The 23370-nt window shown below is 65.8% G+C and carries 30 protein-coding genes; 23 read left to right on the top strand and 7 right to left on the bottom strand.

Annotated features, from left to right (window positions below; all coding sequences use genetic code 11):
• Positions 1–133 precede the first annotated feature (133 nt).
• Positions 134–1114 (bottom strand): hypothetical protein, encoded by a 981-nt coding sequence (locus tag AB0M45_RS09405; protein ID WP_364324863.1) that lies wholly within the window; start codon positions 1112–1114, stop codon positions 134–136.
• 922 nt (positions 1115–2036) lie between these two features.
• On the opposite strand from AB0M45_RS09405, the gene AB0M45_RS09400 reads away from it, so the two are divergent.
• The 6 genes from AB0M45_RS09400 to AB0M45_RS09375 all read left to right on the top strand — a co-directional run bounded on the left by AB0M45_RS09400 (position 2037) and on the right by AB0M45_RS09375 (position 6777).
• Positions 2037–2351: a WXG100 family type VII secretion target gene (locus tag AB0M45_RS09400; protein WP_364324860.1), complete on the top strand. Its 315-nt coding sequence runs from the start codon at positions 2037–2039 to the stop codon at positions 2349–2351.
• A gap of 3 nt (positions 2352–2354) precedes the next feature.
• Positions 2355–2651, top strand: a complete 297-nt coding sequence (locus AB0M45_RS09395) for a WXG100 family type VII secretion target (protein WP_364324857.1) — start codon at positions 2355–2357, stop codon at positions 2649–2651.
• A complete protein-coding gene (locus AB0M45_RS09390) occupies positions 2652–3968 on the top strand; it encodes a hypothetical protein (protein ID WP_364324854.1) in 1317 nt (438 codons plus the stop codon).
• Between the two features lie 19 nt (positions 3969–3987).
• Entirely contained in the window at positions 3988–4464 is a 477-nt protein-coding gene (locus AB0M45_RS09385; RefSeq protein ID WP_364324851.1) for a hypothetical protein, read from the top strand.
• Positions 4461–4898 (top strand): YbaB/EbfC family nucleoid-associated protein, encoded by a 438-nt coding sequence (locus AB0M45_RS09380; protein WP_364324848.1) that lies wholly within the window; start codon positions 4461–4463, stop codon positions 4896–4898. Before AB0M45_RS09385 ends, AB0M45_RS09380 begins: the two co-directional genes overlap by 4 nt.
• A 529-nt stretch (positions 4899–5427) precedes the next feature.
• Entirely contained in the window at positions 5428–6777 is a 1350-nt protein-coding gene (locus tag AB0M45_RS09375) for a competence protein CoiA family protein (protein ID WP_364324845.1), read from the top strand.
• A gap of 328 nt (positions 6778–7105) precedes the next feature.
• On the opposite strand, the gene AB0M45_RS09370 is transcribed toward AB0M45_RS09375, so the two are convergent.
• Entirely contained in the window at positions 7106–7792 is a 687-nt protein-coding gene (locus AB0M45_RS09370; RefSeq protein ID WP_364324842.1) for a hypothetical protein, read from the bottom strand.
• Entirely contained in the window at positions 7789–8223 is a 435-nt protein-coding gene (locus AB0M45_RS09365) for a hypothetical protein (protein ID WP_364324839.1), read from the bottom strand. The genes AB0M45_RS09370 and AB0M45_RS09365 overlap by 4 nt, the downstream gene beginning before the upstream one ends.
• A gap of 236 nt (positions 8224–8459) precedes the next feature.
• Between AB0M45_RS09365 and AB0M45_RS09360 the strand changes: the two genes are divergently transcribed.
• Positions 8460–9212: a phosphohydrolase gene (locus tag AB0M45_RS09360; protein WP_364324836.1), complete on the top strand. Its 753-nt coding sequence runs from the start codon at positions 8460–8462 to the stop codon at positions 9210–9212.
• A gap of 71 nt (positions 9213–9283) precedes the next feature.
• Here AB0M45_RS09360 and AB0M45_RS09355 read toward each other — a convergent pair whose 3' ends face one another.
• The 3 genes from AB0M45_RS09355 to AB0M45_RS09345 all read right to left on the bottom strand — a co-directional run bounded on the left by AB0M45_RS09355 (position 9284) and on the right by AB0M45_RS09345 (position 11539).
• Positions 9284–9718 carry a hypothetical protein gene (locus AB0M45_RS09355; protein ID WP_364324833.1) on the bottom strand — a complete coding sequence of 145 codons (435 nt, stop codon included), beginning with the start codon at positions 9716–9718 and terminating at the stop codon, positions 9284–9286.
• Positions 9719–9864: 146 nt separating this feature from the next.
• Positions 9865–10584 (bottom strand): DUF2786 domain-containing protein, encoded by a 720-nt coding sequence (locus tag AB0M45_RS09350; RefSeq protein WP_364324830.1) that lies wholly within the window; start codon positions 10582–10584, stop codon positions 9865–9867.
• Positions 10585–10672: 88 nt separating this feature from the next.
• The gene (locus tag AB0M45_RS09345) at positions 10673–11539 is read right to left on the bottom strand and encodes a hypothetical protein (protein ID WP_364324827.1); all 867 of its coding nucleotides are present in this window, start codon (positions 11537–11539) and stop codon (positions 10673–10675) included.
• A gap of 632 nt (positions 11540–12171) precedes the next feature.
• Here AB0M45_RS09345 and AB0M45_RS09340 point away from each other — a divergent pair.
• The 10 genes from AB0M45_RS09340 to AB0M45_RS09295 all read left to right on the top strand — a co-directional run bounded on the left by AB0M45_RS09340 (position 12172) and on the right by AB0M45_RS09295 (position 19973).
• A complete protein-coding gene (locus AB0M45_RS09340; RefSeq protein WP_364324824.1) occupies positions 12172–12882 on the top strand; it encodes a hypothetical protein in 711 nt (236 codons plus the stop codon).
• The gene (locus tag AB0M45_RS09335; protein WP_364324821.1) at positions 12869–13255 is read left to right on the top strand and encodes a hypothetical protein; all 387 of its coding nucleotides are present in this window, start codon (positions 12869–12871) and stop codon (positions 13253–13255) included. Before AB0M45_RS09340 ends, AB0M45_RS09335 begins: the two co-directional genes overlap by 14 nt.
• A gap of 271 nt (positions 13256–13526) precedes the next feature.
• Positions 13527–13868 (top strand): P27 family phage terminase small subunit, encoded by a 342-nt coding sequence (locus AB0M45_RS09330; RefSeq protein WP_364324818.1) that lies wholly within the window; start codon positions 13527–13529, stop codon positions 13866–13868.
• A gap of 14 nt (positions 13869–13882) precedes the next feature.
• The gene (locus tag AB0M45_RS09325; RefSeq protein ID WP_364324815.1) at positions 13883–14509 is read left to right on the top strand and encodes a helix-turn-helix domain-containing protein; all 627 of its coding nucleotides are present in this window, start codon (positions 13883–13885) and stop codon (positions 14507–14509) included.
• Positions 14506–15813, top strand: a complete 1308-nt coding sequence (locus AB0M45_RS09320) for a PBSX family phage terminase large subunit (RefSeq protein ID WP_364324813.1) — start codon at positions 14506–14508, stop codon at positions 15811–15813. The genes AB0M45_RS09325 and AB0M45_RS09320 overlap by 4 nt, the downstream gene beginning before the upstream one ends.
• Positions 15803–17365 carry a phage portal protein gene (locus AB0M45_RS09315; protein ID WP_364324811.1) on the top strand — a complete coding sequence of 521 codons (1563 nt, stop codon included), beginning with the start codon at positions 15803–15805 and terminating at the stop codon, positions 17363–17365. The genes AB0M45_RS09320 and AB0M45_RS09315 overlap by 11 nt, the downstream gene beginning before the upstream one ends.
• A gap of 90 nt (positions 17366–17455) precedes the next feature.
• Positions 17456–18115 carry a hypothetical protein gene (locus tag AB0M45_RS09310; RefSeq protein WP_364324808.1) on the top strand — a complete coding sequence of 220 codons (660 nt, stop codon included), beginning with the start codon at positions 17456–17458 and terminating at the stop codon, positions 18113–18115.
• Positions 18116–18130: 15 nt separating this feature from the next.
• A complete protein-coding gene (locus tag AB0M45_RS09305; protein WP_364324805.1) occupies positions 18131–19216 on the top strand; it encodes a P22 phage major capsid protein family protein in 1086 nt (361 codons plus the stop codon).
• Between the two features lie 47 nt (positions 19217–19263).
• Entirely contained in the window at positions 19264–19617 is a 354-nt protein-coding gene (locus AB0M45_RS09300) for a hypothetical protein (protein ID WP_364324802.1), read from the top strand.
• Positions 19617–19973, top strand: coding sequence for a hypothetical protein (locus AB0M45_RS09295; protein ID WP_364324799.1), 357 nt, complete (start codon positions 19617–19619; stop codon positions 19971–19973). Before AB0M45_RS09300 ends, AB0M45_RS09295 begins: the two co-directional genes overlap by 1 nt.
• Before the next feature lie 25 nt (positions 19974–19998).
• Here the strand turns inward: AB0M45_RS09295 and AB0M45_RS09290 are convergent, their stop codons facing one another.
• On the bottom strand, positions 19999–20514 hold the full coding sequence (locus tag AB0M45_RS09290; protein ID WP_364324796.1) for a hypothetical protein: 516 nt from the start codon (positions 20512–20514) through the stop codon (positions 19999–20001).
• Between the two features lie 156 nt (positions 20515–20670).
• Between AB0M45_RS09290 and AB0M45_RS09285 the strand changes: the two genes are divergently transcribed.
• The 6 genes from AB0M45_RS09285 (at position 20671) to AB0M45_RS09260 (ending at position 23360) form a co-directional block, all read left to right on the top strand.
• A complete protein-coding gene (locus AB0M45_RS09285; protein WP_364324794.1) occupies positions 20671–20967 on the top strand; it encodes a hypothetical protein in 297 nt (98 codons plus the stop codon).
• 29 nt (positions 20968–20996) lie between these two features.
• Entirely contained in the window at positions 20997–21332 is a 336-nt protein-coding gene (locus tag AB0M45_RS09280) for a hypothetical protein (RefSeq protein WP_364324791.1), read from the top strand.
• Complete coding sequence (locus AB0M45_RS09275; RefSeq protein ID WP_364324788.1) at positions 21333–21701, top strand: hypothetical protein; 369 nt, start codon at positions 21333–21335, stop codon at positions 21699–21701.
• A gap of 68 nt (positions 21702–21769) precedes the next feature.
• Positions 21770–22495 (top strand): hypothetical protein, encoded by a 726-nt coding sequence (locus AB0M45_RS09270; RefSeq protein ID WP_364324785.1) that lies wholly within the window; start codon positions 21770–21772, stop codon positions 22493–22495.
• Positions 22495–22905, top strand: coding sequence for a hypothetical protein (locus AB0M45_RS09265; protein WP_364324782.1), 411 nt, complete (start codon positions 22495–22497; stop codon positions 22903–22905). Before AB0M45_RS09270 ends, AB0M45_RS09265 begins: the two co-directional genes overlap by 1 nt.
• Before the next feature lie 8 nt (positions 22906–22913).
• Entirely contained in the window at positions 22914–23360 is a 447-nt protein-coding gene (locus AB0M45_RS09260) for a hypothetical protein (RefSeq protein ID WP_364324779.1), read from the top strand.
• Positions 23361–23370: the final 10 nt, after the last annotated feature.

Genomic DNA, 23370 nt, shown 5'->3' with positions numbered 1-23370 from the left:
TGAAATGCCGCGACTTCTTCTGTGCCACAAACAACTCCGTTCAGTGTTACCCAATCCTACTTTGGGCCACTGTCCGAGACCCTCCGGGCACCTCACAGTGATTGTCATCGTCCGTCTTGCACAGTGTCCCGCATCATGGGAGTTCTCCTAGGTCCCAGTCGGTCGGCCTCGGACGGGACAAGCTGAGTTCATCGATGGACTTGCGGTGATAGTCCTTGTAGGGGCCATCCGGCCTCCATCCGTTGAGATATGGCCGCATGTCATCCGGGCCGGGCTCGATATCGACAGTGATCGTGCCCAGCGAAGCGGGACCAATCGTCGGGTCGAGACGTTCAGCCAACTTCCGTCCGGCAGCGCACCAACTACGCAGATTGGCAGCACGTTCTGCATCCCCATCCGCCTGCGCGCCCACCGCTACGCCATCGAGGAGCGCACAGATTTCCCGGAGATCCCGCGCGGCGCGCCACGCCCCCAGAGCGGCGAAAAGAGTCCTTCGCTGCAGCATTGCCACGGCCTTCGGCCGAGCCGCTGCCAGCGCTGTTTCCCATTCCAGCTGCTCGGCGGCGCGCTTCCGCTCGTACTCTGCCTTCTGAGCCAGCCACCTGTGATGGGCTTCCTCGCGCCGACGGTTGGCTTCGTCGAAACTTGCTTTGACATCTTCGATGATCTGCCCGATTCGCCGTTCCAGAGGTGCGCGCTTTTCGTCCAGCCAGACGTTTTTGTCCGAGACTGACTGTGAGCTGATGGTCAGCCGAAGCTTGCCGGTTGGCCTGGCTCGCCGGTACGAAGAGCGGATCTCCCATGGCTCCACACGCTGCCCGTATGGGTCGACATGATCTTCGGCGAGGGACAGATGCCACTGCGCGTCGCCAATTCGGTATCCCAGCGTTGCATGTTCCCCGCGGCGCGTCATCCTTACCTGCTGGTCGTGGTTGAGCGCTTGGGCGTTGAGCTTGAGCAGAAACTCGACTGCCCGCTCGCGCTGACCATCGCTGACCTGTAGTGCGGATGGGTTCTCGACCAACAATTGCCGGAGATCCTGCGCGGGGAAACTTTGTTCTTTGCGCCGCGAGCCGGATGCGGTTCCAATCAGTCTCATCGGGATTTTCGGCATCCAGCAATCGGATAACGATGTCGCCCTTGGAGCGACCGGTGTATCTGAGGACCCACCCCGCAGGCACGTGTCGATCCTGCTTCACGGCGTGCACAGCACGCCGATACGCGGCTCGAGTCTCCTCGTCCGGGTTCGAGACTCTCAGAGTCTTATCGGGATCGTTGTTGAGCTTCTCGATGAGAGTGGCAGCCTCGATGAACACGCTCGCGGTGTGGCCTGTGCTGCGCGGCCCCGCCCCGTTCGGCGAGGGGGCATCCCTTCTTGCCGTTGGAGGACGACCTTCGCGGCGATGAGCCTTGTGGATGACGCCCGTACTTGAGGTAGTACTCGCCGGCATCGGTGATGGTGGCGGTGAAGATCCCTGAGCGTTTGGAGATGGCGATCAGATTCCGGGCTTGGAGAGCGTAGGCCGTGGTCCGCAGTCGGGCATCCTCCGTCGGTACTCGCCGCGCACCATAGGCTTCATGGTGCGGCGAGACGCTCCGATCAACGACCGACAAGCCGATCTGCTGAAACGGATCGCAGCCGGTGACACGCTCAGTGCACAGTGTCTTGGAATACGCGAAAACAGCGGCACTGCAACGCCTGGTACACGGTCTGGCTCCACTGACGGAGCTTGCCGCGGTTGGACCGCAAAGAGGTGGCGAGGGTACGGGTTGGAGGTGAGGTTCTGGCGGACGGCTTCGAGGAAGTCGTGGAAGGCTGCGGCGCATAGTGGTCTGATGCGGTACCGGGGACGACTTCCGGCTCGGACTCCGGCAGACCGTACGGGTCGATGTCCCACAGGAGCGACCCTCCCTCCGACTGGAACCTGAAGTGCTAGGCACGTCTGCGGTGAGCGGCGAGAGCGGTTCGGGGCGGGCATGTGGAATGCGACTTATAGTGCCTACAGACCTATGGACAGTGTGAGGAGGGGGCGCGCATGGCCGATGAACTTCAGGTGGATGCGCTGAGGCTGCGGGAGGCCGCACGGTTCATCGGTGACAAGGCGCAGATCATCAGAGATCGGGTGCGGGAGCTGGATCGCACGATCGGCGCCGAGCTGCTGGCCGATGGCTGGCAGGGGAAAGCAGCGTCGGCGTATGACGAGTCATGGGTGGAGTGGCGGGACGGTGCCGAGGAGATCGTGGCCGCGTTGGAGTCCTCGGCGGTGAGTTTGGCTGATGCCGCCAACCGGTACGAGATGCAGGACTCCGCGCGTCGCGACGCGATCAACGGCGTCGGAAGGCAGGTGTAGCAGGTGCTCGACGATTATAGCTACCGGGTGAACTTGCAGCAGCTCGATGACGCGATCGTGACGATGGCGAAGTTCGGCGCCGAGGTCGAGGGCTGGCTGAGCGAGGTCGATCAGCACATCGACGACCTGCACCTGTCGTGGTCAAGCGACGCCGCCGCAGCCCAGCGTGCCGCGCACACGCGGTGGTCGGCCGGTGTGGTTGAGATGCGGGAGAACCTCGACGAGCTGCGTGAGGTGGCGCGGCGAGCGCACACGAACTATTCCGGCGTCGCCGAAACCAACCACGGGATGTGGCCGTAAGTGGCGCCGCCGACCTTCCCGATCATCGTGTGCCGACACGAGGAGTACCGGTCGGCCAGTGAGAATTTCGACAGCATTCGCGACGGCAGCGCCGACGTGCACGCCGCGCTGGTGAAGACCCTGACCGGGTACAGCGGCATGGCCGGTAGCGACAGCGCGGGCAGCCAGTGGGCGGCCAGCTACGACCAGGCTGTGGACGCGGCGCTGCAGGCGTCATCGAATCTGGTGGCGCAGTCCGCCCGCATCCGCGACCTGCTCGCCGCGGGTGCCTACAACCACGCCTCCGGGGAAGCCGGTGCCCATCCCGCTGGTGTCCAGCCGCCTGCGCCGCCAGCGTTGGGGGTGGAGCCGTGCCTGGCCAACACGGTGCTCTCGGCCGGCGGGGGAGACGGCGGCGAGCCCTTCGGCTGGCCGCTGATCAAGGCTGTGGCCGGGTTGATCTGGCCGAACGGCCGCCAAGACCAGCTGCGCGCGGCGAAGACCGTCTGGTACTCCGCGGCCGAGGCGCTGGACACCGCGACGAGTTCCATCCCGGGTGCGGTCGGGCTATTGGAGAACCAGCTCTCGCCCGAGATCCCGGCCGCGGTGGCCACCTGCAGCCAGACGGCAGGCGATTTCCTGGAGCTGTCGGCGTCGTTCCGGGACATCGGCGACGCGTGCGGCGAGTACGCCCAGCACCTCGACGACGCCCACCGCGAGATTCTCGACGAGCTCGGCACGATGCTCGCCGAGACCGCGGCATGGGAAGCGGGGATGGCGATCTTCATCCCGTTCACCGGCGGCTTGTCCGAACTCGGCAACGGCGCTGTGGCGGCGCGGATCGCGGTCTACACCGCCCGCATCGGCCGCATCATCGACCGACTCGCCGGCGCGGTCGCGAAGATCGCCGGCCGGGTCACGTCCGCGGTCACCGGGAAGCTGCGGACGATGGCTGCCAAAATCGGGCAGTGGCTGGAGAAGGCCAAGACCAAACTGTGGCGAGCCAGCGAGGGCAGCGGTCCACCACCGGGCGTGACACCGAAGCCGCCCGCGGTCAAACCCACGGTCAACGATCCCAAGCTCCAGAACATCCTCAACGACATGTACCGGGGCGCGAACAACACCAACAGAGTCGGCGACGGCACCACCGCCGACGCGGTCCGCAACGAGTTGGCGACCCTTGAACCCACCGAGGGCAAATGGCATCTGACCAAGGCGGTGGACTACCAGCGCGGTCTGGCGAAATGGCTGATGGACAAGAACAACACCGACCCCGCAGACCGTGCCGTCGCGATCAGGGAACTGCAGAATCTCATGGACGCACTAGCGGGACGATAAGAGGTTAGGAGGCGCAGTCATGAACGAGCACAGCGACAAAGAGATCCTTGACCTGCTCCACACTTGGACCAGCAGCCTGGTGCCCGCACTGGCGGCGTTCATCGAAGGACTCGCCGACCTCGAACCAGAGATCCGGCCCGTGATCGCCGAGCACATCCGCGACTACGACGAGATGCTGCCCACCCTGCTGATGGGCGACATCGCCCGCTGGGTGATCAGCCTGACGCATGACAGCCCGGACCCCGCCGCTCGCCTGCAGCCGTTCTTCGATCGGCTCGAGCAGCAGTGGGGTGACGGACAGAACCCGGTCTCCGACCTGATCGCCACATCCTTCGTCGAAAACGTCTACGACGATCCCGACGTCGTCACCCTCCTCGGCCCCAACCTCGCTCGCTACTACCGCGTCTACACCGGGCAGGAAAAGGTCCGTGAGGAAGAGAAGCGACCGATGCCAGAAGTGATGAAGCAGATCCTCAAGAAGCTGGGCCGTCGATGACCGACCTGCCCGCTTGGGAGCAACAGCTCCAGCACAACCTCGCCGAGATCCGCCGCAACAGCCAGCGCCTGGCCAACGTCGTCGCGGCGGTGCGGGGCCGCGGTGAAGTCCGCGGTGTCAGCGTCGAGGTCAACGCTGCCGGTGACATCACCAACCTGCAGATCGCCCCGGGCGCCATGCGCTGGCACAACACCCAGCTCACCTCTGTGCTTCTCGACTGCCATCGCCGCGCCCGCGCCGACGCGAAAGCCAAGGCCGAGCAGATCGTCCAGCGCGCGGATCCGCGTCTTCAGCAGCCGTTACGACAGCTGTTCGCCCAGACGGATTGTGCACCGAAACCCGAATCCCGCCAGGCCACCGAAGCAGAGATCCAAGCTGCTGATGACGCCTACTTCGAACGCATGAACCGGATCGGCTGGCGTACCGACCGCTGACTGTGTTACCGCAGGCCCGATGAGCGACGTCGAACTCACGGTGACACAGCGGTGGGACTTCCCGCACCGCGACGGGCTCCGCTGAGGACCGGGCGACCAACTTCCCGCACCGTTGGTGCCGGTCGCGTCCTGCTGACACCAGCCGGCTGGCGACGGTGCTGGGTTGAGCATCCATGCTCGCCGAGATCGTCGTGACATCGCGGCCAGGCCGTCGTACGATCGGGGGTAGGCCGCAACCTTGTCATCGAAACTCGTGAATCTCGAACTTCCCGGCGCTCAACATAACTGACATTTCTGTAACAGCATCACGCTCTCCCAACTTGACTTCAAGCCGGACCCCTAGGCGCATCCCCACATCGAATAGCGCGGCCTTGCAAGGCTTTCCCGCGGCTGCCGCTGCTGGAAGGGCCACCGCCTATTTCGAGAAAAGGGGTGTTTTGAGGTGCGTACCTCAAACAAACTCACAGTCGCGTTGGACCTCATACGCCGACAGTACAACTACGCGCCAACCGATCCCGCCGATCCACGCATGGACGAGCTGCGGACGAAGAGCTACCGCGGCGACCGGACCCTAGTGTGTGCGCTGTGCTACGCGGGCATCGACGCACCGCCGGGCACCGAAGTGCCGCTGGTGGTGAAAGGCCCCATAGGCGGGGTTCGGCGACCCCATTTTGCGCATCCATCGGGCCAGGGGCCCGCCGGGGGACAGCATGAGCCGGAGTCGGAGTGGCACCTGGCCAGCAAGGAAGCGGTCGCGACATGGGCTCGAACACAACCAGATGTCGTCGACGTTCGCAGCGAGGTGTGGCTGCCGAACCGTAAGCGACGCTGCGATGTCCGTGTCGTGTTCGCTGACCGCAGCGAAGTTGCGCTCGAGGTGCAGAGCTATCGACTGACCGATGCCGACTGGGGCGATCGACACCGCGACTACCGACGCGCTGGCGTCGCCGATGTGTGGCTGTGGCACCCGGACAGCCCAGTCCCGCGGATGATCCTCAGCGGCACTGAGCGCCCCCAGCAGATATGGATGCTCGATCCCTGGAAGGGTGCCGTCACACTGATGGTCGGTGCGCCGCATCAACGGCAGCCCGCCACAACGGTCGGCGATGTCCACCACCGCGTCCAGCATCTGCCACCGTGCACCGGAGATGGCCTCGTGCCCTATGAATTCTCGCTGTCCGAAATGACTTTGACGCCAGATGGTATTGCGATCCCTGCGGAATTGACCAAACAGCTGGCCCAACAGTTGGAGCAGGAGCGTCGACGTATCCAGGCTGCCGAGGACACGCGCAAGCGGATACGCCAGCAATTGAGCGCGCCAGCAGCACCCTCGAAGGCGCCCACGGCATCAAGCAGCGAGGTTGAGGCGATCGAAGCGGCGTGGCCGGTCATCCGTGAGCAGGCGCGGGAGTTGGGCGGAGCCGGTGTCGATGCGTTGCTGGCGGGGGCGTCGGTTGTTCGATTGGACGGCACCACTGTCGTATTTGCCCATCAGCACGCTGTATTGGCGCGGTACCTGACAAGCCCGAAGTATGCGGAGCCGGTCCGCGCGGCCGTCCAACAGGTCCTGGGTCGCGACTACGACATCCGATGGGAGGGTGGCGCATCGCCCGACTCGCCGACCAAGAAGCACGCGGCAGGACAGCCTTCGCCGCAATCCAAACAGCGCTTCGACATTCACGCTTCACACGTAGAAGACTTCGACCGGGTCTTTGATCTTCTCCGTGTGGCGGGCGCCACGTATGCCGGCGGTGACCGCGAGTTCGTCATCGAAGGATCTACCTTCACCTTCCAGCAGGTGTGGGCGTTGATCGAACTGGTTCGACACCCCGAACGACCGAAGGTGGAATCGCCATGGCAACCAGACCCACCAGCGTGAATCCAGGCGGGCCCGGTCGGTCGAGACCCCGCAGACACAGCTGGTGACCGGTCGTCAGGTCGAAGCAGACCCCGGAGCATCGCAGCATCCTTGACCGACAGTTCTCGGAGTTCGGTGTCCGCCGGGTTCGTTCATTGCTGCGGTTGGAGCGGCCGCGGAAGGTTGCCGCAGCAGGCCCTTGCGGATGCTGATTGTGGACAGCTAGCTTCGGTTTCGCGCCAGTAGTGTGTCATCCCCCCTTCCACTACTGGCGTTTCCACAGCAGAGCCCCCGGCCCGAAACCGCTTCCCTGGGCCGGGGGTTCTGTCGTTTCCCGTTGTCTGTATGTCTACTCCGTTTCTGGAGGTTTCTGGTGTACGGTACTGCCCTCGTTATCTGGCTTCAGGTCATCGAGTTCCTCGGCAACCTGATCGGGTGGATCGTCGGCGCCCCGCCGCCGTGACCGGTCGCGGCATCCGCAATCGCACGCACACGGTGCCTGCTGGCCGACCAGCATCCACCGGCGTGGCCGAACTGATCCGGGGCATTCGTCGTGCCGGTTCAACGCGCACAACAAACTCAGGTGCTCCGGCCTCGCTTCCTGCACGACATCGAAAGCGATACCGCCGATTTCGAGTCCTCGGTCCAGGAAGTAGGAAATCCCCCAGCCCTCCCGGGTCAGTTGCTTGATCCCCAGCAGCGAGTAGGTCGACCACTGCGGTTCGACGCCCCGCTCGAGGTAAGCCTTCAGCTGCTCGTCCTCGGGGTATTCCAGCGGTGTCGACGCGACCCCCAGTCCCGCGACCAGCTTGAACCCGCCCTGTCGGCGAATCTCCTGCAGGCCGAGACCCGGCCACAGCGGCAACGCCGCCCCGACCGGCGGATACCAGGTCATATCCCCGATCGCGGCATTGAGCTGGGCGCGGAAGGCATCCGGTTCGCTGTAGCGGCGGTAGGCGTTGACCCAGTACCGCCACCCACGAGTGATCCGGTCACGCCGCCACACCCCTCGCGGCCATTCCTCGTTGCTGCTCATGCGTGACTCCACACCGTCGTGACGTGCCGGGTGTCGGCTGCGCCGGGGCGGGTGTCCCACCAGTGCACATCGCCGCCTGCGGGGTCGATGAAGTACGCCCACCCGATCAGCGGATGGGTGCGGGCATCGTCGAGGGTGAAGGCGTGCATCAGCGGCCCGAGGGTGTAGGAGAACCCGTAGCCGGGGATGACGCGGCCGTTGTGGAGGGGTAGGCCGAGGTTGGTTTCGGCGTCACCGTCATCGAATTCGGGCCACAGGTATGCCCAGCCGTAGCGGCGACGCGCGAGCGTCGCCAGGGCGGTGTCGATGCCGTCGCGGGCCATGATCAGCCCGAGACGAGGCAGGATCGCCTTCGGTGTTCCGTCGATGTGGACATAGACGCCGGTGGCCTTCTCGCCACCGAGTCTGCCCACGATGCAGGGGTCACTCATCAGTGTTTCTCCCGTGGATGTGGTGAACCAGAAACCGAGGCCCGGCCAGGTGCTAGCTGGCCGGGACCCGGCCCGCGAACAGGTGTTCGCGGAACCTGCTGCGGTGCAGCAGGAGTCAAATGCGCGCCGCTGGCTTATGGCGGTCTGTGATTGGCCTTCGTACTCCGGCATCCCGGTCTGGACGGTGCTCTCTCTCGGGTGCGCGTGAGTTCGGCTGCTACCTCGAGGAGGCGACGATGGCTGCTCCAGCGGGCCTGGACTGGGCGTGGGCACAAAACACCAGCGGAAACCTCACAGGTGCGCAGCGCCGTCAACTCACCGCAGTCATGTTCGGGATCATGCCGGGGCTGCTCGTCGACGCGCTGCGGGCACGACTGGGCTACCGCGGGACGGTGCAGCTCGAGCTGGCCGACGCACGTCTACCCGACACCCGCCTGGTGCGGGAGGCCGAGACCGAGGCGCGTGCGGTGTTGTCACCGACGCTGCTGGAACACAGCTACCGCACCTACTGGTTCGCCCGCGTGCTGGCCGGGATCGACGGCCGCGACTACGACGACGAGCTGGCCTACGTGTCGTGTCTGCTGCACGACCTGGCGCTCGAACGACCCACGCCCGGCTGCTGTTTCGCCGTCACGGGGGCACGTCGCGCGATCGCGCTGGCTGTGGCGGCCGGTGAGACACCGGAGCGGGCTCAGGATCTCGGGGCAGCCGTGGCCGGGCACATGACGCTGGGTGTGAGCGCGGATCTGTCCGATCCGGCGGGGTTCGTCGCGGCCGGGACGTCGCTGGATCTGTATGGCGCTCGCCTGTCGGAGTTCGATCCGGTGTGGGTGCGCGAGCTGCTGCTGTTGCATCCTCGGCTGGGGTTCAAGCATGCTGCGGTCGCGGCGATCCGCGCCGAGGCGGCGGCCGTTCCGGGTGGTCGGACCGCGTGGCTGGCGGCGTGGGGGTTGGAGCTGCTGATCACCGCCAGCGCGTTCAGCGAATAGGCCGCAACGACAAAGGAGCGCCGACCCGTGCTAGCGGGGTCGGCGCTCCTATCGTCACCTACTCACCAGGTTCAGTGAGGGACGCGGATCCAGCTGGCAGGGCTGGCCAGCACCAGCGTGGCCAGCTCGGTCGCGGACGCGGGCCGAAACAACCCGCCACCGATCGCCTGGTAGCCGGTCATCGCGCTATCGGCAACCCACCCGGTGGGCCTGCGTTCCCACATCGCGGTCACGTCCCGCTTGTCCAGACGGGGCCGCCCGTAGGTGTTGACCGGAGTGCCCCGCAGCGTGACTCGCGGGTTGCCGTCGACCACGAGCTGGCTGACCTCGAACTCCCATCCCGACAGCAGCAGCGCCGAGAGCAGCGTCCCGAAACCGAGGCCGTCGTCGGCCAGCAGTTCGGTGACGATGGACGAGAAGCCCTCACCGTGGCATGAGACGACCTCGCCGCAGTTCGCGCACCGCAACTCGATGCCTTCCCGGCATGGCGTGTGTTCCTCACTCAATCTTCCGTACTCCAACTTCCTGGATGGCTCGCAAACTTTGTGTCGCAAGCAGATTGGTCGGCGGCCGCGCTCCGGCCGCCGGTGATTGACCTGGAATGCACCGAGCCCCCGACCACCAGGTGATCGGGGGCTCGGTGGCAGGCGGGCTAGGAGCCGATGGCTCGTCGTCCGCCGCCCATCCGTGATTGACCGATATCGGCACCGTGCGCGCCGCGACTTCCCGCGCTGAACCCGGCAGCGTCGCCCTTGCCGGGGTCCCACTTGCCGGTGTTCGGATACAACGCATTGAACGCGGCCTCGGTGCGGCGCTTGTCCTCGGCGATCAACGCTTCGCGTTTGGTGCCTCGGACCGCGCTGTTCTCGAATTCCACGATCCGGGCCATCGCCTCCTGGGCGTAGCCGGTCATGAACCCGATGCGGTCGCGGCGGACACCGGCCACATCGAACGGGTCGTCCGGGAGACGTTTGCTCGCGGCGTTGATCATCTGCACCGCGATGATCGGGTAGATCATCTTGACGCGTTCGACATGGCAGCGGACCCCGACGATGGTCATCTCGTTGCCGATGATGACCGGGCGTGTGTGCAACGCGACGGCGATCATGCCCAGCAGCAGCATCCGCTGTTCCCGAAACGCCGCCGTCTTGATCGGCACCCGGATGCGAACCATCTCGTTCGCCTTGGCGTCGCGGCTACCGCTGATCCGTGCGTCGGACTCATCGAGCCCGTACTTGGACAGCAGCTCGTAGGCTTTCTCCCGCCGTCGCCGCGCCTCGTGTTCGTTCGCGGCGTCGTCGGCACCTTCGAGCATCGCCCGGATCCGCCGGATGATCTTGGCTTCCTGGTCTTTGTCGTTCACGTTGTCCATGGACTGGTTCTTTCTCGCTGAAACTGAATAGGCTGCGAGAGAGCCGGTTCGAGACAGGTATGCACTGTCTCGAACCGGCTCCCTGCATTCACACGGAGACGCGTTCCCCGGAGGTGGGTTCGGCGAGGACTTCTTCCTCGGCCACCTCGAGTTCTTCACCCGTGCCGGGAGCGTCCTGGTCGTCGCCGATCTCCTCGGCGGGATCAGGGTTCTCGACAGCGGGTTTCGCTTCGGGGTTGGTGGCCGGGTCGGGCTCGTCCTGCGGTGCAGGGGTCGAACCCGCGGGAAGCCCTTTGGATTCCGGGTCCACCGTCGGCTCCGGGGCAGGCTGGTCCTGCGCCTCGGCCTTGGTGCTGGTCCGCTGCTTGCCTTTCGACGCGGTCTCGGCCTCGTCGTCGATGGGTGCTTTGACCCATTCGGCGGTGTTGCGGCCGATGTAGGCGATCAGCTGTTCAGCGGTGCGGTTCTGGAAACCGGTGCCGTCGAAGCGGCTGTAGCCACACAGCTCGGCCATCTGCACCCACCCGGTGTCGGTGCGGTGTACCCATGTCGCGGTGACGATCTTGCGGTTGCGTAGCACCTGCCCGGTCTCGTCGACGGGGGTGCCGATGACGATGACTGCTGGGCTGCCATCGATGACCTTCTGCAGGATCTGCGACTGCCAGCCGGACAGGAACAACGCTCCTGCGAGATTCGCATAGTCCGGATCGTCGTAGAGCAGGACTGATCCCAGATGCGGGTCGCCCTCCTCCGGTGCGAGCCGGGTACCGCACGTGGGGCAGTAGGGCTTCTGCTCCTTCTGCTCCGGTTCCGGTTCCGGTGCCGACCGCGCCGTCTTCGGCGGGTTTCTGGTCGGCGCGGCCTTCTTCGGCCCGGCCTGCTTGGGCTGGGCCTTGGTCGGCTCAGCCTTCTTCGGACCGGTGCTGCCCGTGCGGGTGCTCTTGCGAGTGGACATGGATTTCTCCCAGTTGAACGACTGCGGCCCAATCTGCTGGGCCACAGAAACGGACAGGCAGAAATGTTCTGCCTTTGCATGAGTTCACACTGTGGAGTTATCAAACGACATGCGGGAGCCACGCAAGCGGGTAAAACTGCGTGCGACTTCCCCCGAAATGTGGCATGGCTCCGCCGTCAAGCGGAAATGCCGAAATTCACCCAGAAGACGATATGAGCGAGCCGTACCAATAGGCTGATTGTTGGGGCGACCCTGCCATTAGTCGAAGGCAAGTGCCCAGTGGTGAATGAAGTCTGTGAAAGCCCTTCCAGCACTCAAATAACCACACTCACACCAGTAATGCAACCCAGAATTCAAACCCAGTGAAAAAGGGCTGAAAATGGCCTGTAGAGCCCTGGAATTGTCCAGGGTAGGTGTGGGTGCCCCTGGAAGGTCTGAGCCTTCAGAATGGCCCATAGAGGTTGCATTGGGTGTCTGCTGAGGCTGTGGGAGTGACCCCTAGCCTGCCCACTGAGCCCTATCTCTCTGGGGCTGTAGAGGAATCATGCACAGTGAGGATTTCACATGACACCAGCCTTACACTGGCACAGTGCCGGCCGAGCACCTGACCTACCCAGGGCGGGGGAGCGCCGGTGATCAGCCTTCCCGGATATCCCACCTCGACCCAGCTGCTGGACGGGCTCGCCGAGGCACGCAAGCCGGTGATCTTGAACTTCAGCCGCGGCAAGGATTCCGTCGCGGTGTGGCTGGAGCTAGCCGACCGCGACATCCCGGTGATCCCGATCCACAAGTCCATCGTCCCGGGCCTGAAGTTCATCCGCGACGACCTCGACCGCTACGAGCAGCATTTCGGCACCAGGATCATCGACCTCCCAGCCGATGCGTTCTGGCGGATGCTGTCCAACTTGGTGTTTCAGCCACCGCAGCGGTGCGCGATCATCGAGGCCGCCGACCTGTGGGTCCCCACCCGTGAAGAATGGGACGAGCTGATGCGCGAAGCGTTCGCCGCCCCGGACACCTGGATCCTCGACGGTGTCCGCGCCGCAGACTCCGCGACCCGGATGCTGGCAATCAAACGCTGGGGAGCGGTCAAGCACCGCACCCGGCGCCAGTCCCCGATCTGGGACTGGGAAACCAAAGAGGTCTGGGCGCGGATCAAACGAGCCGGGGTGGAACTCGGCCCGGACTATCGGATGTTCAAACGCTCCCTCGACGGCATCCGATATGACTACCTCGGCCCGATCCGCACCCACTACCCCGAGGACTTCCAGACGATCCTGAAATGGTTTCCCCTCGCCGATCTCGAAATATTCCGCGCGGAGGTCATGAATGCCGCTCCCTGACGAAGTCCTCGCCATCCTGAAAGCCGGAAAATCAAAAGTCAAAGCATCGCGCGAGGATATCGCCGACGCCCTGCGCCGCCAACCACACCCCGACCCGCTCGCCGAGGTCCGCGACAACTCCACCGGTGATCTGGAAGCCGACGTGAAAGCCGAACTCGACGCCCTCGGCAAAGGACTCTCTGGGGCGAGTAAACAGTGGGCGGAGAAGTTCGCCGCGATGAACGACTCCGAATTCTGGGTCGCGATCTGCTTCCGCTCCCGCGAACAGAAAGACGAATTCCTCCGCAAAGCCGAACTGGTCGAACTCGGCGACAAATACCTCGACGGAGAAAAAGTCGCCCGCATCCTCGGCATCGAACTCGACGGCCAGTAAGCCACATCCACTCAACACGCGGGAACCCCGGCAGCGGACTGCCGGGGTTTCGTGTGCCGTCGGAATCCCCTCGGGAAGGAGGTAGGAAATGAATCGCTTCGCAGCAGCAGGCCGCCGCCTGGGCACGGTGATCCGGGCAGCCGGACAGCGCGCCCGCAGCCGGATCGCCGGATCACGCGCCGCGGCCTCCACCTCCGGCTCGTAACCCACCCGGCGGTGGCCCCATCAACGCGGATGGGGCCACCCACGTCCCGACAGGAGCTGACCCGTCATGACCGCCCCGGATTTCCCGGTGATTCCGCTGCGCCGCCCACCGCAGCCGGTGTCGGTGTCGGCGTGGAAGGCCGACCCGCCGTCATGGCTGACCGAGCAAGCCCGCGTCCTGTGGGAGCAGCTCGCGCCACACACGGAGTTGAATCCGGCGAATCTGGTCGAGTTCGCCTGCTACGTCGAAGCGCTCGCGGAGTTCCAGGAGGCCACCGTCATCCTCGGCGAGACCGGGCTGCTGGTGATCGACGCAGCCTCCGGTGCCCCGGTGCCCAACCCGATCAGCGCGGTCCGCGACCGCGCCGACCGCAAGATCGCTGCGTGGGCGGCCAGGTTCCGTAGCTGAGGGCCGGAACCGTTATGACAGATCACGACAGCGGCGAGCCACCCGCCGGTGCCGACCGGCGCAGCGATCGCCGGCCGGGCAAAGTGACCGACGACGACCGGGCGCGCATCGTAGAGCTGCACGCCGAAGGCAAGGGCCGCAACGAGATCGCCGACATCCTCGGCGTCACTCCCGCCGCCATCACCTATTGGGCACGCAAGCTCGGGCTGCGGTTCGACGAGTCGCAGACCGCCGAGGCCACCGCCGCGCGGCTCGAGCAGCTCAAGCGCCGCCGCCTGGATCTGGCGGAGATGATCGAGGCACAGATCCCCGCCCTGCATGAGCGGTTGTGGAGTCCGGTCACCACCTACGAACGCGGCATCGACTCCCTGATCCCGGTGACGTTGCCGCTGCCGCCGCTGCGGGATGTCCGCGACGGCTACACCGCGCTCTCTTTGGCGTTGCGCAGCCTCTCAGAGCTGCTGAACAGCCAAAGCAACGACACCGTCGCATCCGACCGCAGCATGCTGGCCGACCTGTTCGGCAAACTCAAAGCCGCCGTCGAACAGGACGACATCACCGACCCGGTCGGTGACGAACCTACCGCTGACGGCGTGGGCGAGGGGCTGGGCGATGGCGACGAGCTGGAACGGCCGCGGTGAGCGTGCTCGATGAGCTGCCGATCTCCCGCAAACAAGCGGTATCGATCGTGCAGGCCACCGCCCGCTGCAACATCTGGGAAGGCGCCATCAGGAGCGGCAAGACCATCGCCTCGATCTTGTGCTGGCTGATCTTCCTCGCTGACCCACCCGCGGGCGGCCAGTTCGTCATGGTCGGTCGCACCCGGGAAAGTCTGGCCCGCAACGTCATCGAACCCATGCGCGACCCCGCCCTGTTCGGGCATCTCGCCGGTCGGGTGTCCTACACCCTCGGCGCACCAACGGCCACAATCTTGGGCCGCCGCGTCTACATGCTCGGCGCCAGCGACGCCAAAGCCGAAATGTCGCTACGCGGCCTCACCGTCGCCGGAGCCTATGTGGACGAGATCACCGTCATCCGCCCGGACTTCTTCCGCCAGCTGCTCGGCCGTATGAGCCTCGACGACGCCAGATTGTTCGGCTCCACCAACCCCGACAACCCCGTGCACTGGCTCAAACGAGAGTTCCTCGACCGCCTCGGCAAGCTCGACACCGACGGCGAACCACTGCTGCCGGACTGGCGGACATGGCATTTCGAGCTCGACGACAACCCGGCCCTATCGCAGAAGCGGAAACTCCAGTACAAGCGTGAGTACTCCGGGTTGTGGTACCGGCGCTTCATCCTCGGACACTGGGTCGCAGCCGACGGCAGCGTCTTCGACTCCTGGGCTGAGCATCTAGTCATCGACTGGGCGGCGCTGCCGCTGATGCGCAAGTTGATTGCGGTCGGTATCGACTATGGCACCACCAACCCCACCCATGCCGTGCTCCTGGGGCTTGGTGTGGATGGCGTGCTGTATGCGGTGGACGAATACCGCTACGAGCCCTCCACCATGAGTCAACGCAAGACCGACGCCGAACTGTCGGCCGACCTTCGTGCCTGGCTGGAGCGACCGCATCTGCCGGACCTGCGGCAAGCCCGGATGCGCGCCGAGCACGTCATCGCCGACCCATCGGCCGCGTCGCTGCGGGTGCAACTGGACGCTGATGGCGTCGAGACCGCGGCCGCCGACAACGACGTCCTCTACGGGCTACGCGTGCTGGCGATGCTGTTCGCCCGCAACCTCCTCCGCATCTCGACCCGCTGCCCGGCGCTGTTGTTGGAGATTCCCGGCTACTCGTGGTCGACCACCGCGACCGAGGAAGGGGAGGACGCGCCGATCAAAGTCAACGACCACGGCATCGACGCCTTGCGGTATGCGGTGATCACCACCGAACGGCTGTGGCGGCCGGTGATCGGATTCGACGAGGTCGCCGATGCTGCCTGACTCGAACATCCCTTGGCCGCCGCCACCGTTCGACCGCGCCCAGAAAGCCATGGCGGTCTGGGACGCCTGGTACGCAGGTGACACCGACCGCCTCGCCGATGTCTACCAACGCTATCCGGCCTACCGGCCCGCCCAGTTCTCCGGCGGCCTCGTCGGCCGCATCGCCCGCTTCTTCTGGGGACGACCCAACCCGCAAGCCACCAAACGCCTGCACGTCCCGCTGGCCGCCGACCTCGCCCGCGGCTCGGCGAGCTTGCTGTTCTCCCAGCCGCCGCGGTTCGTCATCGGCGAGAACGACGCCCGCGGCGACCGCAAAACCGCCCAAAACCGCCTCGAGCTGCTGCTCGGCGGAGCCGACACCGCCGCCACCCTATTGGAGGCCGGCGAACTCGCCTCCGTACTCGGCGGGGTGTATCTGCGAGCCTGGTGGGACCACTCGGTCAGCGACCACGTCAACCTCGGCAAGATCGCCGCCGACTGCGCCATCCCGTATTGGCGCTACGACAGGCTGGCCGGGGTAACGTTCTGGCAGGTCGTCGCCGAAGACACCACCAGCGGAGTGGTGTGGCGGCACCTCGAGCACCACGCAGCCGGTCGCATCCACCATGGGCTCTATCGCGGTAGCCGCGACCGGCTCGGGCAGCGCCGCCCCCTCATCGAGCACCCCGACACCGCCTGGGCGGCGCCGCTGGTCGATTCGGACTCGGCCATTGCCACCGGCGTCAACGCGCTCACCGCACGCTATGTGCCGAACGTTCGGTTCAACCGGATCTGGCGCCACACACCAGGACTCGCTTCGCTGGGCCGCTCTGATCTCGAAGGGCAAGAACCGCTGCTGGATGCCCTCGATGAGACGTGGTCGGCGTGGATGCGCGATATCGACCTCGGGCGAAGCCGGTTGTTCGTCGACAAGCAGCTAACCCAATCCCGTGGACCGGGCGCGGGAGCGGTGTTCGATTCCGAGCAGGCGATCTTCACCCCGCTGCCCGGGGCGACGCTGGGCAGTCTCAAGGACGGCAGCCCGCCGATCATGCCGCAACAGTTCACCATCCGCTGGCAAGAACACAGCGAGACCGCCGCAGAGATCACCGAACTCATCCTGCGTGGTGCGGGCCTGTCCGCGTCCACCTTCGGTGACGACCGCACCGCTGGCCTCATGACGGCCACCGGGGTCAACTCGCGCGACAAACTCTCCGAAGCCACACGGGACCAGAAGATCAATTACTGGAAAGCCGAGCTGGTCCCGTTCGCGCGCACCATCGCCGAGCTCGATCGGGTTCAGTTCGGCAGCCGAATCGAGCTGAAGGCCAACCCGGAAGTGCGTTGGCCGGTGCGCGCCCAGCTCCCACCGTTGGAGACCGCCAACCGGCTTGCCGCGCTCAAGAGCTCGGATCTGATCTCCACCGAACAAGCTGTGCGCGAACGCAACCCGAACTGGTCCGGCGACGACGTCAACGACGAAGTCGCCCGCATCCGCACCGAGGTCGAAGAACGGATGCGCCGAGAAGCCATGCGCGCCCCCGTTGGCACGACGGACCGCCCCACCCGCTGATCAGCCACCACCGGGCATCCGCGGCTGCTCGAACATCACTGAGCCCCAACCCCTGTTGGGCGATCAACCATGTCCAGGAAGGACCCAGTCATGTCCAGCGAATCCACGCCCACCCCCGACCCGACCGCACCACCAGCCTCCGGCGAACCAGCACCCGAGCCACCAGACCAGCCACCGGCCCCCGCACCATCCGAGGCAGACAACCTCGATCCGGTGCAGCTGTCGACAGTGATCACCGAGTTGCGCCAGGAACTCGAGCAGGCCCGCGCCGGAGCCGAAACCGCCGTCGAGCAGGCCGCCCAGCAGGCCCGTGAGGTGATGGTGCAGGAGATCGGGCGCGCTCTCGGCTTGGTTCCCGACGAGGACGCCGATCCCGATCAGGTCATCGCTGAACTCACCGAACGCGCCAGCGCCTCCGACCGCAAGCTGCGCGACTACCGGATCAAAGACGCCATCGCCGCGGCCGCCGACACCCACAACGGCGACCACGCCCTGCTCGTCCCGTACCTGCGCGGCACCGGCGCACTGGACGACCTGGACCCGGACGCACCGGATTTCGGCACCCGCATCGACTCCCTCGTCGCCGACGCAGTGAGCAACAACCCCAAGCTCACCACTACCCCCGCAGCCCCGCGTTCCGGTGGCGACTTCAGCGCAGGCAACGCGACCCCACCCGCCCCGGCCGATGACGAGGACATCGACGCCATCCGCCTCAAGGTCCGCAGCTCCATCGCCAGCTCCCGCACCTAACCCGAGGAGACGACCGTGCCCAACAAGTTCCTCACCCCCGATGTGCTGGCGCGCCGCAGCTTGGCCAACCTCTATGAGCTGACGGTCATGCTTCCGCTGGTCTACCGCGACGTCTCCAGCGACTTCGGCCCCCAGAAGGTCGGCAATACCGTCAACGTCAAACGGCCTCCGCGCTTCGAGGCCACCGTGTTCGATCGTGTGCGCGGCATCGTCATCCAGGACACCACCGAATCCAAGATCCCCGTCGTCCTCGACACCATCGCTGACGTCTCGGTCGAAGTCACCACCGAGGAACTCACCCTCGATATCGAGGATTTCGACGAACAGATCCTCCGCCCGGCGATGGAGGCGATCAGCCAGAAGGTCGACCAAGACCTCCTATCGCTGCGCGCGCAGGTTACCCAGGAGGCCGGCGCGGAACCGTTCGAGACCGGGACCGGCCGGTTGTGGGAGAACCCGGAGAACCTGATCGAAGCCGGACGCCAGCTCGACATCCAGTCCGTGCCCGCCCCCGGCCGCCGCGCAGTGATCGGGCCGACAACCAAGGCCCGCTGGCTGGGCAAGCCGCTGCTGCTGCACGCCGACAAGAGCGACTCCACCGCCGCGCTACGGCAGGGTTCGATCGGGCAGCAGATCGTCGGGTTCGACACCTTCTGGTCCCAGAACGTCGGCCAGCCCCACCCCAACCCCGCACCCGGCCAGCCGAGCACCGAAGTCGGCGTCGCGTTCCACTCGACCGCGTTCGCGTTCGCCTCCGCACCCATGGAGTTGCCGCCCGGCGCCGCGGTGTTCGCCATCCAGTACAAGGGCCTATCGATGCGGGTCGCTATGGACTACGACATCCGACACAAGACCACCGTCATCTCCGTCGACACCCTCTACGGCGTCAAATGCCTCGACCCCAACCGCGCCGTGCTGCTCAAGGGCCCCAACGCCGGAACACCCGCGCCCGTACCGAACTCCGGCCCGCCACCCGGCCCGAACCCCAACCCGGCACCGGCATCGGCATCGGAGGGTGGCAGCTCTGGCGGGAATACCGCGACCGGGAAGCGGGCGGCAACCGGCAAGGACGCCGCCAAGGCCGGGGCGGCGGCCGCGTGATGCTCGTCTACGCCACACCCGATGACCTCACCAGCCGCCTTGACCCCATGCCCGCGAACGTAGGTGCGCTGATCCGCTCGGCGTCGCAGCTGGTGCGCGACATCACCAGCAACGACCTCTACGACACCACCCCCGCCGGCCTGCCCTCAGACGACGACCAACGCGACGCGCTGCGCGAAGCGAGCTGCCTCCAGGTGATCGCCTGGGCGACTGCCGGAATCGACCCGTCGGCGTCGGGGCTGCGCCCGACCGTGGCCAGCCAGTCCGCTGACGGCGGGTCGGTCAGCTACGCCCTGCCCGACCCCGCCACCATCCAGCAGGCAGCGCAACGGCTCTGCCACGAAGCCGTCCTCGTCCTGCGCAACGCGGGCCTCGCCAGCGGGCGACCACTCATCTGCTGATGACCACCCCCGACTACCTGCACGGGGTGATGCTCGAGGTCTACCGGGAAGGCGAACCAGACGCCTACGGCGACCTCCGCGACGAACACGGCCACCTGCTCGACCGCTACGCCCACCCCAGCCACACCATCGGCCCCTGCGCCATCTCCTGGACCAGCAGCGAGGAATACATCGACGGCGAAACCATCACCATCGCCGCCCAGGTCACAGCTCCGGTCGACTCCGATGTCGTGCCCACCGATCGGGTCAACGTCGCCGGGCAGCCGTTTCGGATCGTAGGCGCCATCCTCACCCCACGTAACCCGTTCACCGGGTGGTCACCGGGCGTGCGGTTTCGAATCGCGCGCGGATTTTGATGCCTCGTACTTGCTGTGCGCTGAGCTAACTGAGTCCGGTGATCGCGGTGTGAGCCCACTCCTGCGCTCCCGCTGTGGCACCGGCAACCACGCCAGCGGCGACGGGCGCGAGAACGCCCCTTAGCATGGCGAGCGCGCGCCGCAACCTTCCGGGTTCCGGTTCTGGTTGGGTGATCTCGGTGAGGACGTCGTTCGCGGCAGCTTCAGCATCCTCACGGTCCTCATCGCTGAGACCGACCTGTGGGAGCTGCCTCAGTAGGTCGGTGACGAACCTGGCCAGGTCCTCGAATCCAGCAGCGACGGCGCTTTCGTGCGGCTGGTTCTGGGTGACGGTTTCGTTGTTCCAGGCGATCTGCGCGCCGGAAACATCTCCATTGAACACCGGGCCGTTGTAGTTGACCGTGGTGCCGGATCCCAGCTGCGGCAGTTCAGGCATGGCGGTGTGGACTGGCACGTGGATAGGCCCTTGACGGTCGAACTCACGTTGCAGGTCCCGCATCAACCTGCTGATGCCCTGCTTGTTGATCCCGCTCTTCGCCAAAGTTCCCTCCTACGTCAGCACCTTGATCGCTGACGGTACGCCGGAGGTCAGACATCGCACGAAAAAGCTGTGAAGCCATCTTGACCCACAACTCCCGAAAACCCTCGGTTGAGCGCCACGCCACCGCAGCGGATCTGTACCAGCACAGGAGGATTCGTGGACTACGACCCGACCGGCAACCGACTCGAACTCGCTGTCGCCACCGGCGAGGACACCCGCGAATTGCTGCAACAGATCGCCGAGCTCGGCGCGGACTACTGGCGCACCCACTCCCACCGGCGCACCGGCCACAACGCCACCTCCGTCATCGGCTACGTCGATACGGGCGAGAAGCAGCAGTTCGGCGTGGTCTACGCCTACAGCCGCTACGCCGAATACCGCGAGCGCGGCACCCGCCACAACGCCGCCGAACACGTCATGGCCGACTTCCTGCACTGGATCGAGGCTCTGTGATGCCGAGGTATCCGAACGTGCACGAGGTAATGATCGCACTGCTGTCACCGATAGCGCCGACGGTTAAGGCGAAGCGGCAAGGACAACCGCTGCCCTACAACGTGGTTCGCCGTATCGGGGGAGCGGAGGACGGCATCACCGACCGGCCAATCGTCCGGGTCGACAACTACGCCGCTACCGACGAGCAGGCAGAGCAGCTGAAGGAAGCCTGCCGGGAGCGCATTACCGAATCCGGCTGCACCCTCGTCGGCGATGCGCTGATCGATACCGCCCGCGAGGTCAGTGGCGGCCACGACATCGCCGCCCCCGACCCTGCCGATCACCGGCAGACGGCGGTGTACCAGCTGTCGTTCCGCGCGGTTTAGATGCCGCCCACCTACTCCCTACCGAAAGGGATCGCCATGTCCGAATGGCACATCACGATCACCCGCCGTGATGATCAACTCGAAGAAATAAGGAGAACCCAGATGGCACAGCAGGAGATCATCGAAGCCCTGGTCGCCCAGCTCGACAACGCACGCGGCGAGATCGTCAGCGAGATCCAGCGTCTGGAGGATTTGGTCGCCTCCGGCGGCGGTGAGCAGCTGGACTTCACGATGCTCAGGCAGCGCGTGCAGGCACTTGATGATGTCGTGACCGACGCGCCGGGCGGTGAGGAGCCGCAGAACCCGGAAGACCCGGGCACCGCCGAGCCCGCGCCAGCACCGGGCACTGATCCGGGCACCGTGGCCTGACCGTGCTTCTCGCCGCCTGCCACCCGCCGGGTGGGAGGCGGCGAGGCGTTCGTTGGAGAGGAGTGCTGATGGCGGTAGCCACGTTTGAGCAGATCGCGTCGTGGAATAAGGATCTGCTGCTCAAGCCGCTCAAGGGCGCGGTGCTGCTCGCGCCGATGAGTGTCGAGGTGCCGATCAAGTTCACCGCGGGCGCGGACGCGAAGTTCCAGTCGCTGACCGGGTATTCGTCGCTGGGGTTGATCGACAAGGCCGGTGGCCCACAGTTCCGGCCGGAGCAGCAGCTGTCGGAGACCGAGTCCTGGGGCGCGTTGGAGCCAACCCGCTCCGACATCGTCAAACGCGACATGTCGGTCGGGTTCACCGCACAGGAATTCAAACGCCCGGTGCTGGAGCTGGTTTCGGGCCGCAGCTTGGCGGATGTGAAGGCTGATCCGGTGACCAAGGAGCTGTCGTGGACCGAGCCGATCTCGCCGGACACCATCTACTACCGGGTCATCTTCTTGTTCGTCGACGGCGTCGGTGCGCGGGAGAAGTGGGTGCTGCGGGTGATGCCGCGGGCCAGCGTGACCGAGGTCGGTCAGCAGCAGTGGAACGCCGAGAACGTCGCCTCCTGGCCCATCACCGTCAAGGCCACCGTCGATGACAAGCTTGGCTACTCGCTGCGCAACGTCATCTGCGGACCCGGTATCGCCGACCTGATCGTTCCGATGGGCTTCACTATCGCCACCCCGCCACCGCCGCCCGCTCAGGCCGGTACCGCAGCCGTGCCCGGTGGAGAAGGGAAGGTCGCGTAATGGCTGGATCGTCGCGGCGGCGTAAGCGCCGCAACCCCAGCCAGGCCAAAAGCCAGGGCGCGCCGCAGAAGTCGCAGTGGTTGCAGATGCGGGATGACGCCCGCGCCAACCGCAACCGCAAACGCAAGAAGCCCTACATGTTCGACGGCACCACCCCGCCGACACCGATACACGAGCCCGACACCGTGTGGCAGGTGATCACGTTGGCCGCGCTGCTGGACGGGCAGCAGATGCCGGCCGGGCGGATCCGGGAGCTGTTCGAGGCGTTGTGCGGGGAGGGTTTCCACGCGGTGTGGGCGGTGGTCAAGGATGAACCCGCCGAGGTGCTGTGGCCATTGTTCGATGCGATCAACACCCATTTCAACTCGTTGCCCGACCCGGAGGAGGCCGCCGAGTTGCCGGGGGGTTGATCGGCCTCGTGCGCCTCATCGATGATTTCGGTGAAGAGATCGAGGCCGACCTGTTCGAGCGGGGCTGGGATTTGCTCGACTACTTCCGGGGCGTGCGGCCGTGGCCGCAGCTGGTGCGGTTGCTGCGCCGTTTGCCGATGTGGTCGCACTACCAGTCCGCGTTGTTGATGGACCCCGAGCTCGGCGAGCGCCGCGCCCGCGAGGAACCACCCGAGGACGATGCCGCGCCGCCGCCGCTGGCGCCATTGCACTACGACCTACCCGCGCTGCTGATGCTGCGGCAGATCGACGTCACCAAAGAGCTGATCCGTACCGTGGCCTCGGCATTCAGCACACACGCGGTGCCGCCCCTGCCACCGGAGCCCCGCCCCACCACCGCCGAAGCCCTCGCGCGTGCCCGCGCTGACTTCGACCAGATCCGCGACGTCCTGACCCGTTTGGGGGTTCAGCAGTAGCGAAGGCGGT

The organism is Nocardia sp. NPDC051787, from assembly GCF_040681325.1.
GTDB lineage: Bacteria > Actinomycetota > Actinomycetes > Mycobacteriales > Mycobacteriaceae > Nocardia.
This window is presented reverse-complemented; position numbering and strand designations above follow the sequence as displayed.

Bases quoted from the DNA above. Each gene is read 5' to 3' on its own strand.
- AB0M45_RS09405 (WP_364324863.1), bottom strand. From the start codon at position 1,114: ATGCCGAAAATCCCGATGAGACTGATTGGAACCGCATCCGGCTCGCGG.
- AB0M45_RS09400 (WP_364324860.1), top strand. From the start codon at position 2,037: ATGGCCGATGAACTTCAGGTGGATGCGCTGAGGCTGCGGGAGGCCGCA.
- AB0M45_RS09385 (WP_364324851.1), top strand. From the start codon at position 3,988: ATGAACGAGCACAGCGACAAAGAGATCCTTGACCTGCTCCACACTTGG.
- AB0M45_RS09380 (WP_364324848.1), top strand. From the start codon at position 4,461: ATGACCGACCTGCCCGCTTGGGAGCAACAGCTCCAGCACAACCTCGCC.
- AB0M45_RS09375 (WP_364324845.1), top strand. From the start codon at position 5,428: ATGGACGAGCTGCGGACGAAGAGCTACCGCGGCGACCGGACCCTAGTG.
- AB0M45_RS09370 (WP_364324842.1), bottom strand. From the start codon at position 7,792: ATGAGCAGCAACGAGGAATGGCCGCGAGGGGTGTGGCGGCGTGACCGG.
- AB0M45_RS09365 (WP_364324839.1), bottom strand. From the start codon at position 8,223: ATGAGTGACCCCTGCATCGTGGGCAGACTCGGTGGCGAGAAGGCCACC.
- AB0M45_RS09360 (WP_364324836.1), top strand. From the start codon at position 8,460: ATGGCTGCTCCAGCGGGCCTGGACTGGGCGTGGGCACAAAACACCAGC.
- AB0M45_RS09350 (WP_364324830.1), bottom strand. From the start codon at position 10,584: ATGGACAACGTGAACGACAAAGACCAGGAAGCCAAGATCATCCGGCGG.
- AB0M45_RS09345 (WP_364324827.1), bottom strand. From the start codon at position 11,539: ATGTCCACTCGCAAGAGCACCCGCACGGGCAGCACCGGTCCGAAGAAG.
- AB0M45_RS09335 (WP_364324821.1), top strand. From the start codon at position 12,869: ATGCCGCTCCCTGACGAAGTCCTCGCCATCCTGAAAGCCGGAAAATCA.
- AB0M45_RS09330 (WP_364324818.1), top strand. From the start codon at position 13,527: ATGACCGCCCCGGATTTCCCGGTGATTCCGCTGCGCCGCCCACCGCAG.
- AB0M45_RS09325 (WP_364324815.1), top strand. From the start codon at position 13,883: ATGACAGATCACGACAGCGGCGAGCCACCCGCCGGTGCCGACCGGCGC.
- AB0M45_RS09315 (WP_364324811.1), top strand. From the start codon at position 15,803: ATGCTGCCTGACTCGAACATCCCTTGGCCGCCGCCACCGTTCGACCGC.
- AB0M45_RS09310 (WP_364324808.1), top strand. From the start codon at position 17,456: ATGTCCAGCGAATCCACGCCCACCCCCGACCCGACCGCACCACCAGCC.
- AB0M45_RS09300 (WP_364324802.1), top strand. From the start codon at position 19,264: ATGCCCGCGAACGTAGGTGCGCTGATCCGCTCGGCGTCGCAGCTGGTG.
- AB0M45_RS09295 (WP_364324799.1), top strand. From the start codon at position 19,617: ATGACCACCCCCGACTACCTGCACGGGGTGATGCTCGAGGTCTACCGG.
- AB0M45_RS09280 (WP_364324791.1), top strand. From the start codon at position 20,997: ATGATCGCACTGCTGTCACCGATAGCGCCGACGGTTAAGGCGAAGCGG.
- AB0M45_RS09275 (WP_364324788.1), top strand. From the start codon at position 21,333: ATGCCGCCCACCTACTCCCTACCGAAAGGGATCGCCATGTCCGAATGG.
- AB0M45_RS09270 (WP_364324785.1), top strand. From the start codon at position 21,770: ATGGCGGTAGCCACGTTTGAGCAGATCGCGTCGTGGAATAAGGATCTG.
- AB0M45_RS09265 (WP_364324782.1), top strand. From the start codon at position 22,495: ATGGCTGGATCGTCGCGGCGGCGTAAGCGCCGCAACCCCAGCCAGGCC.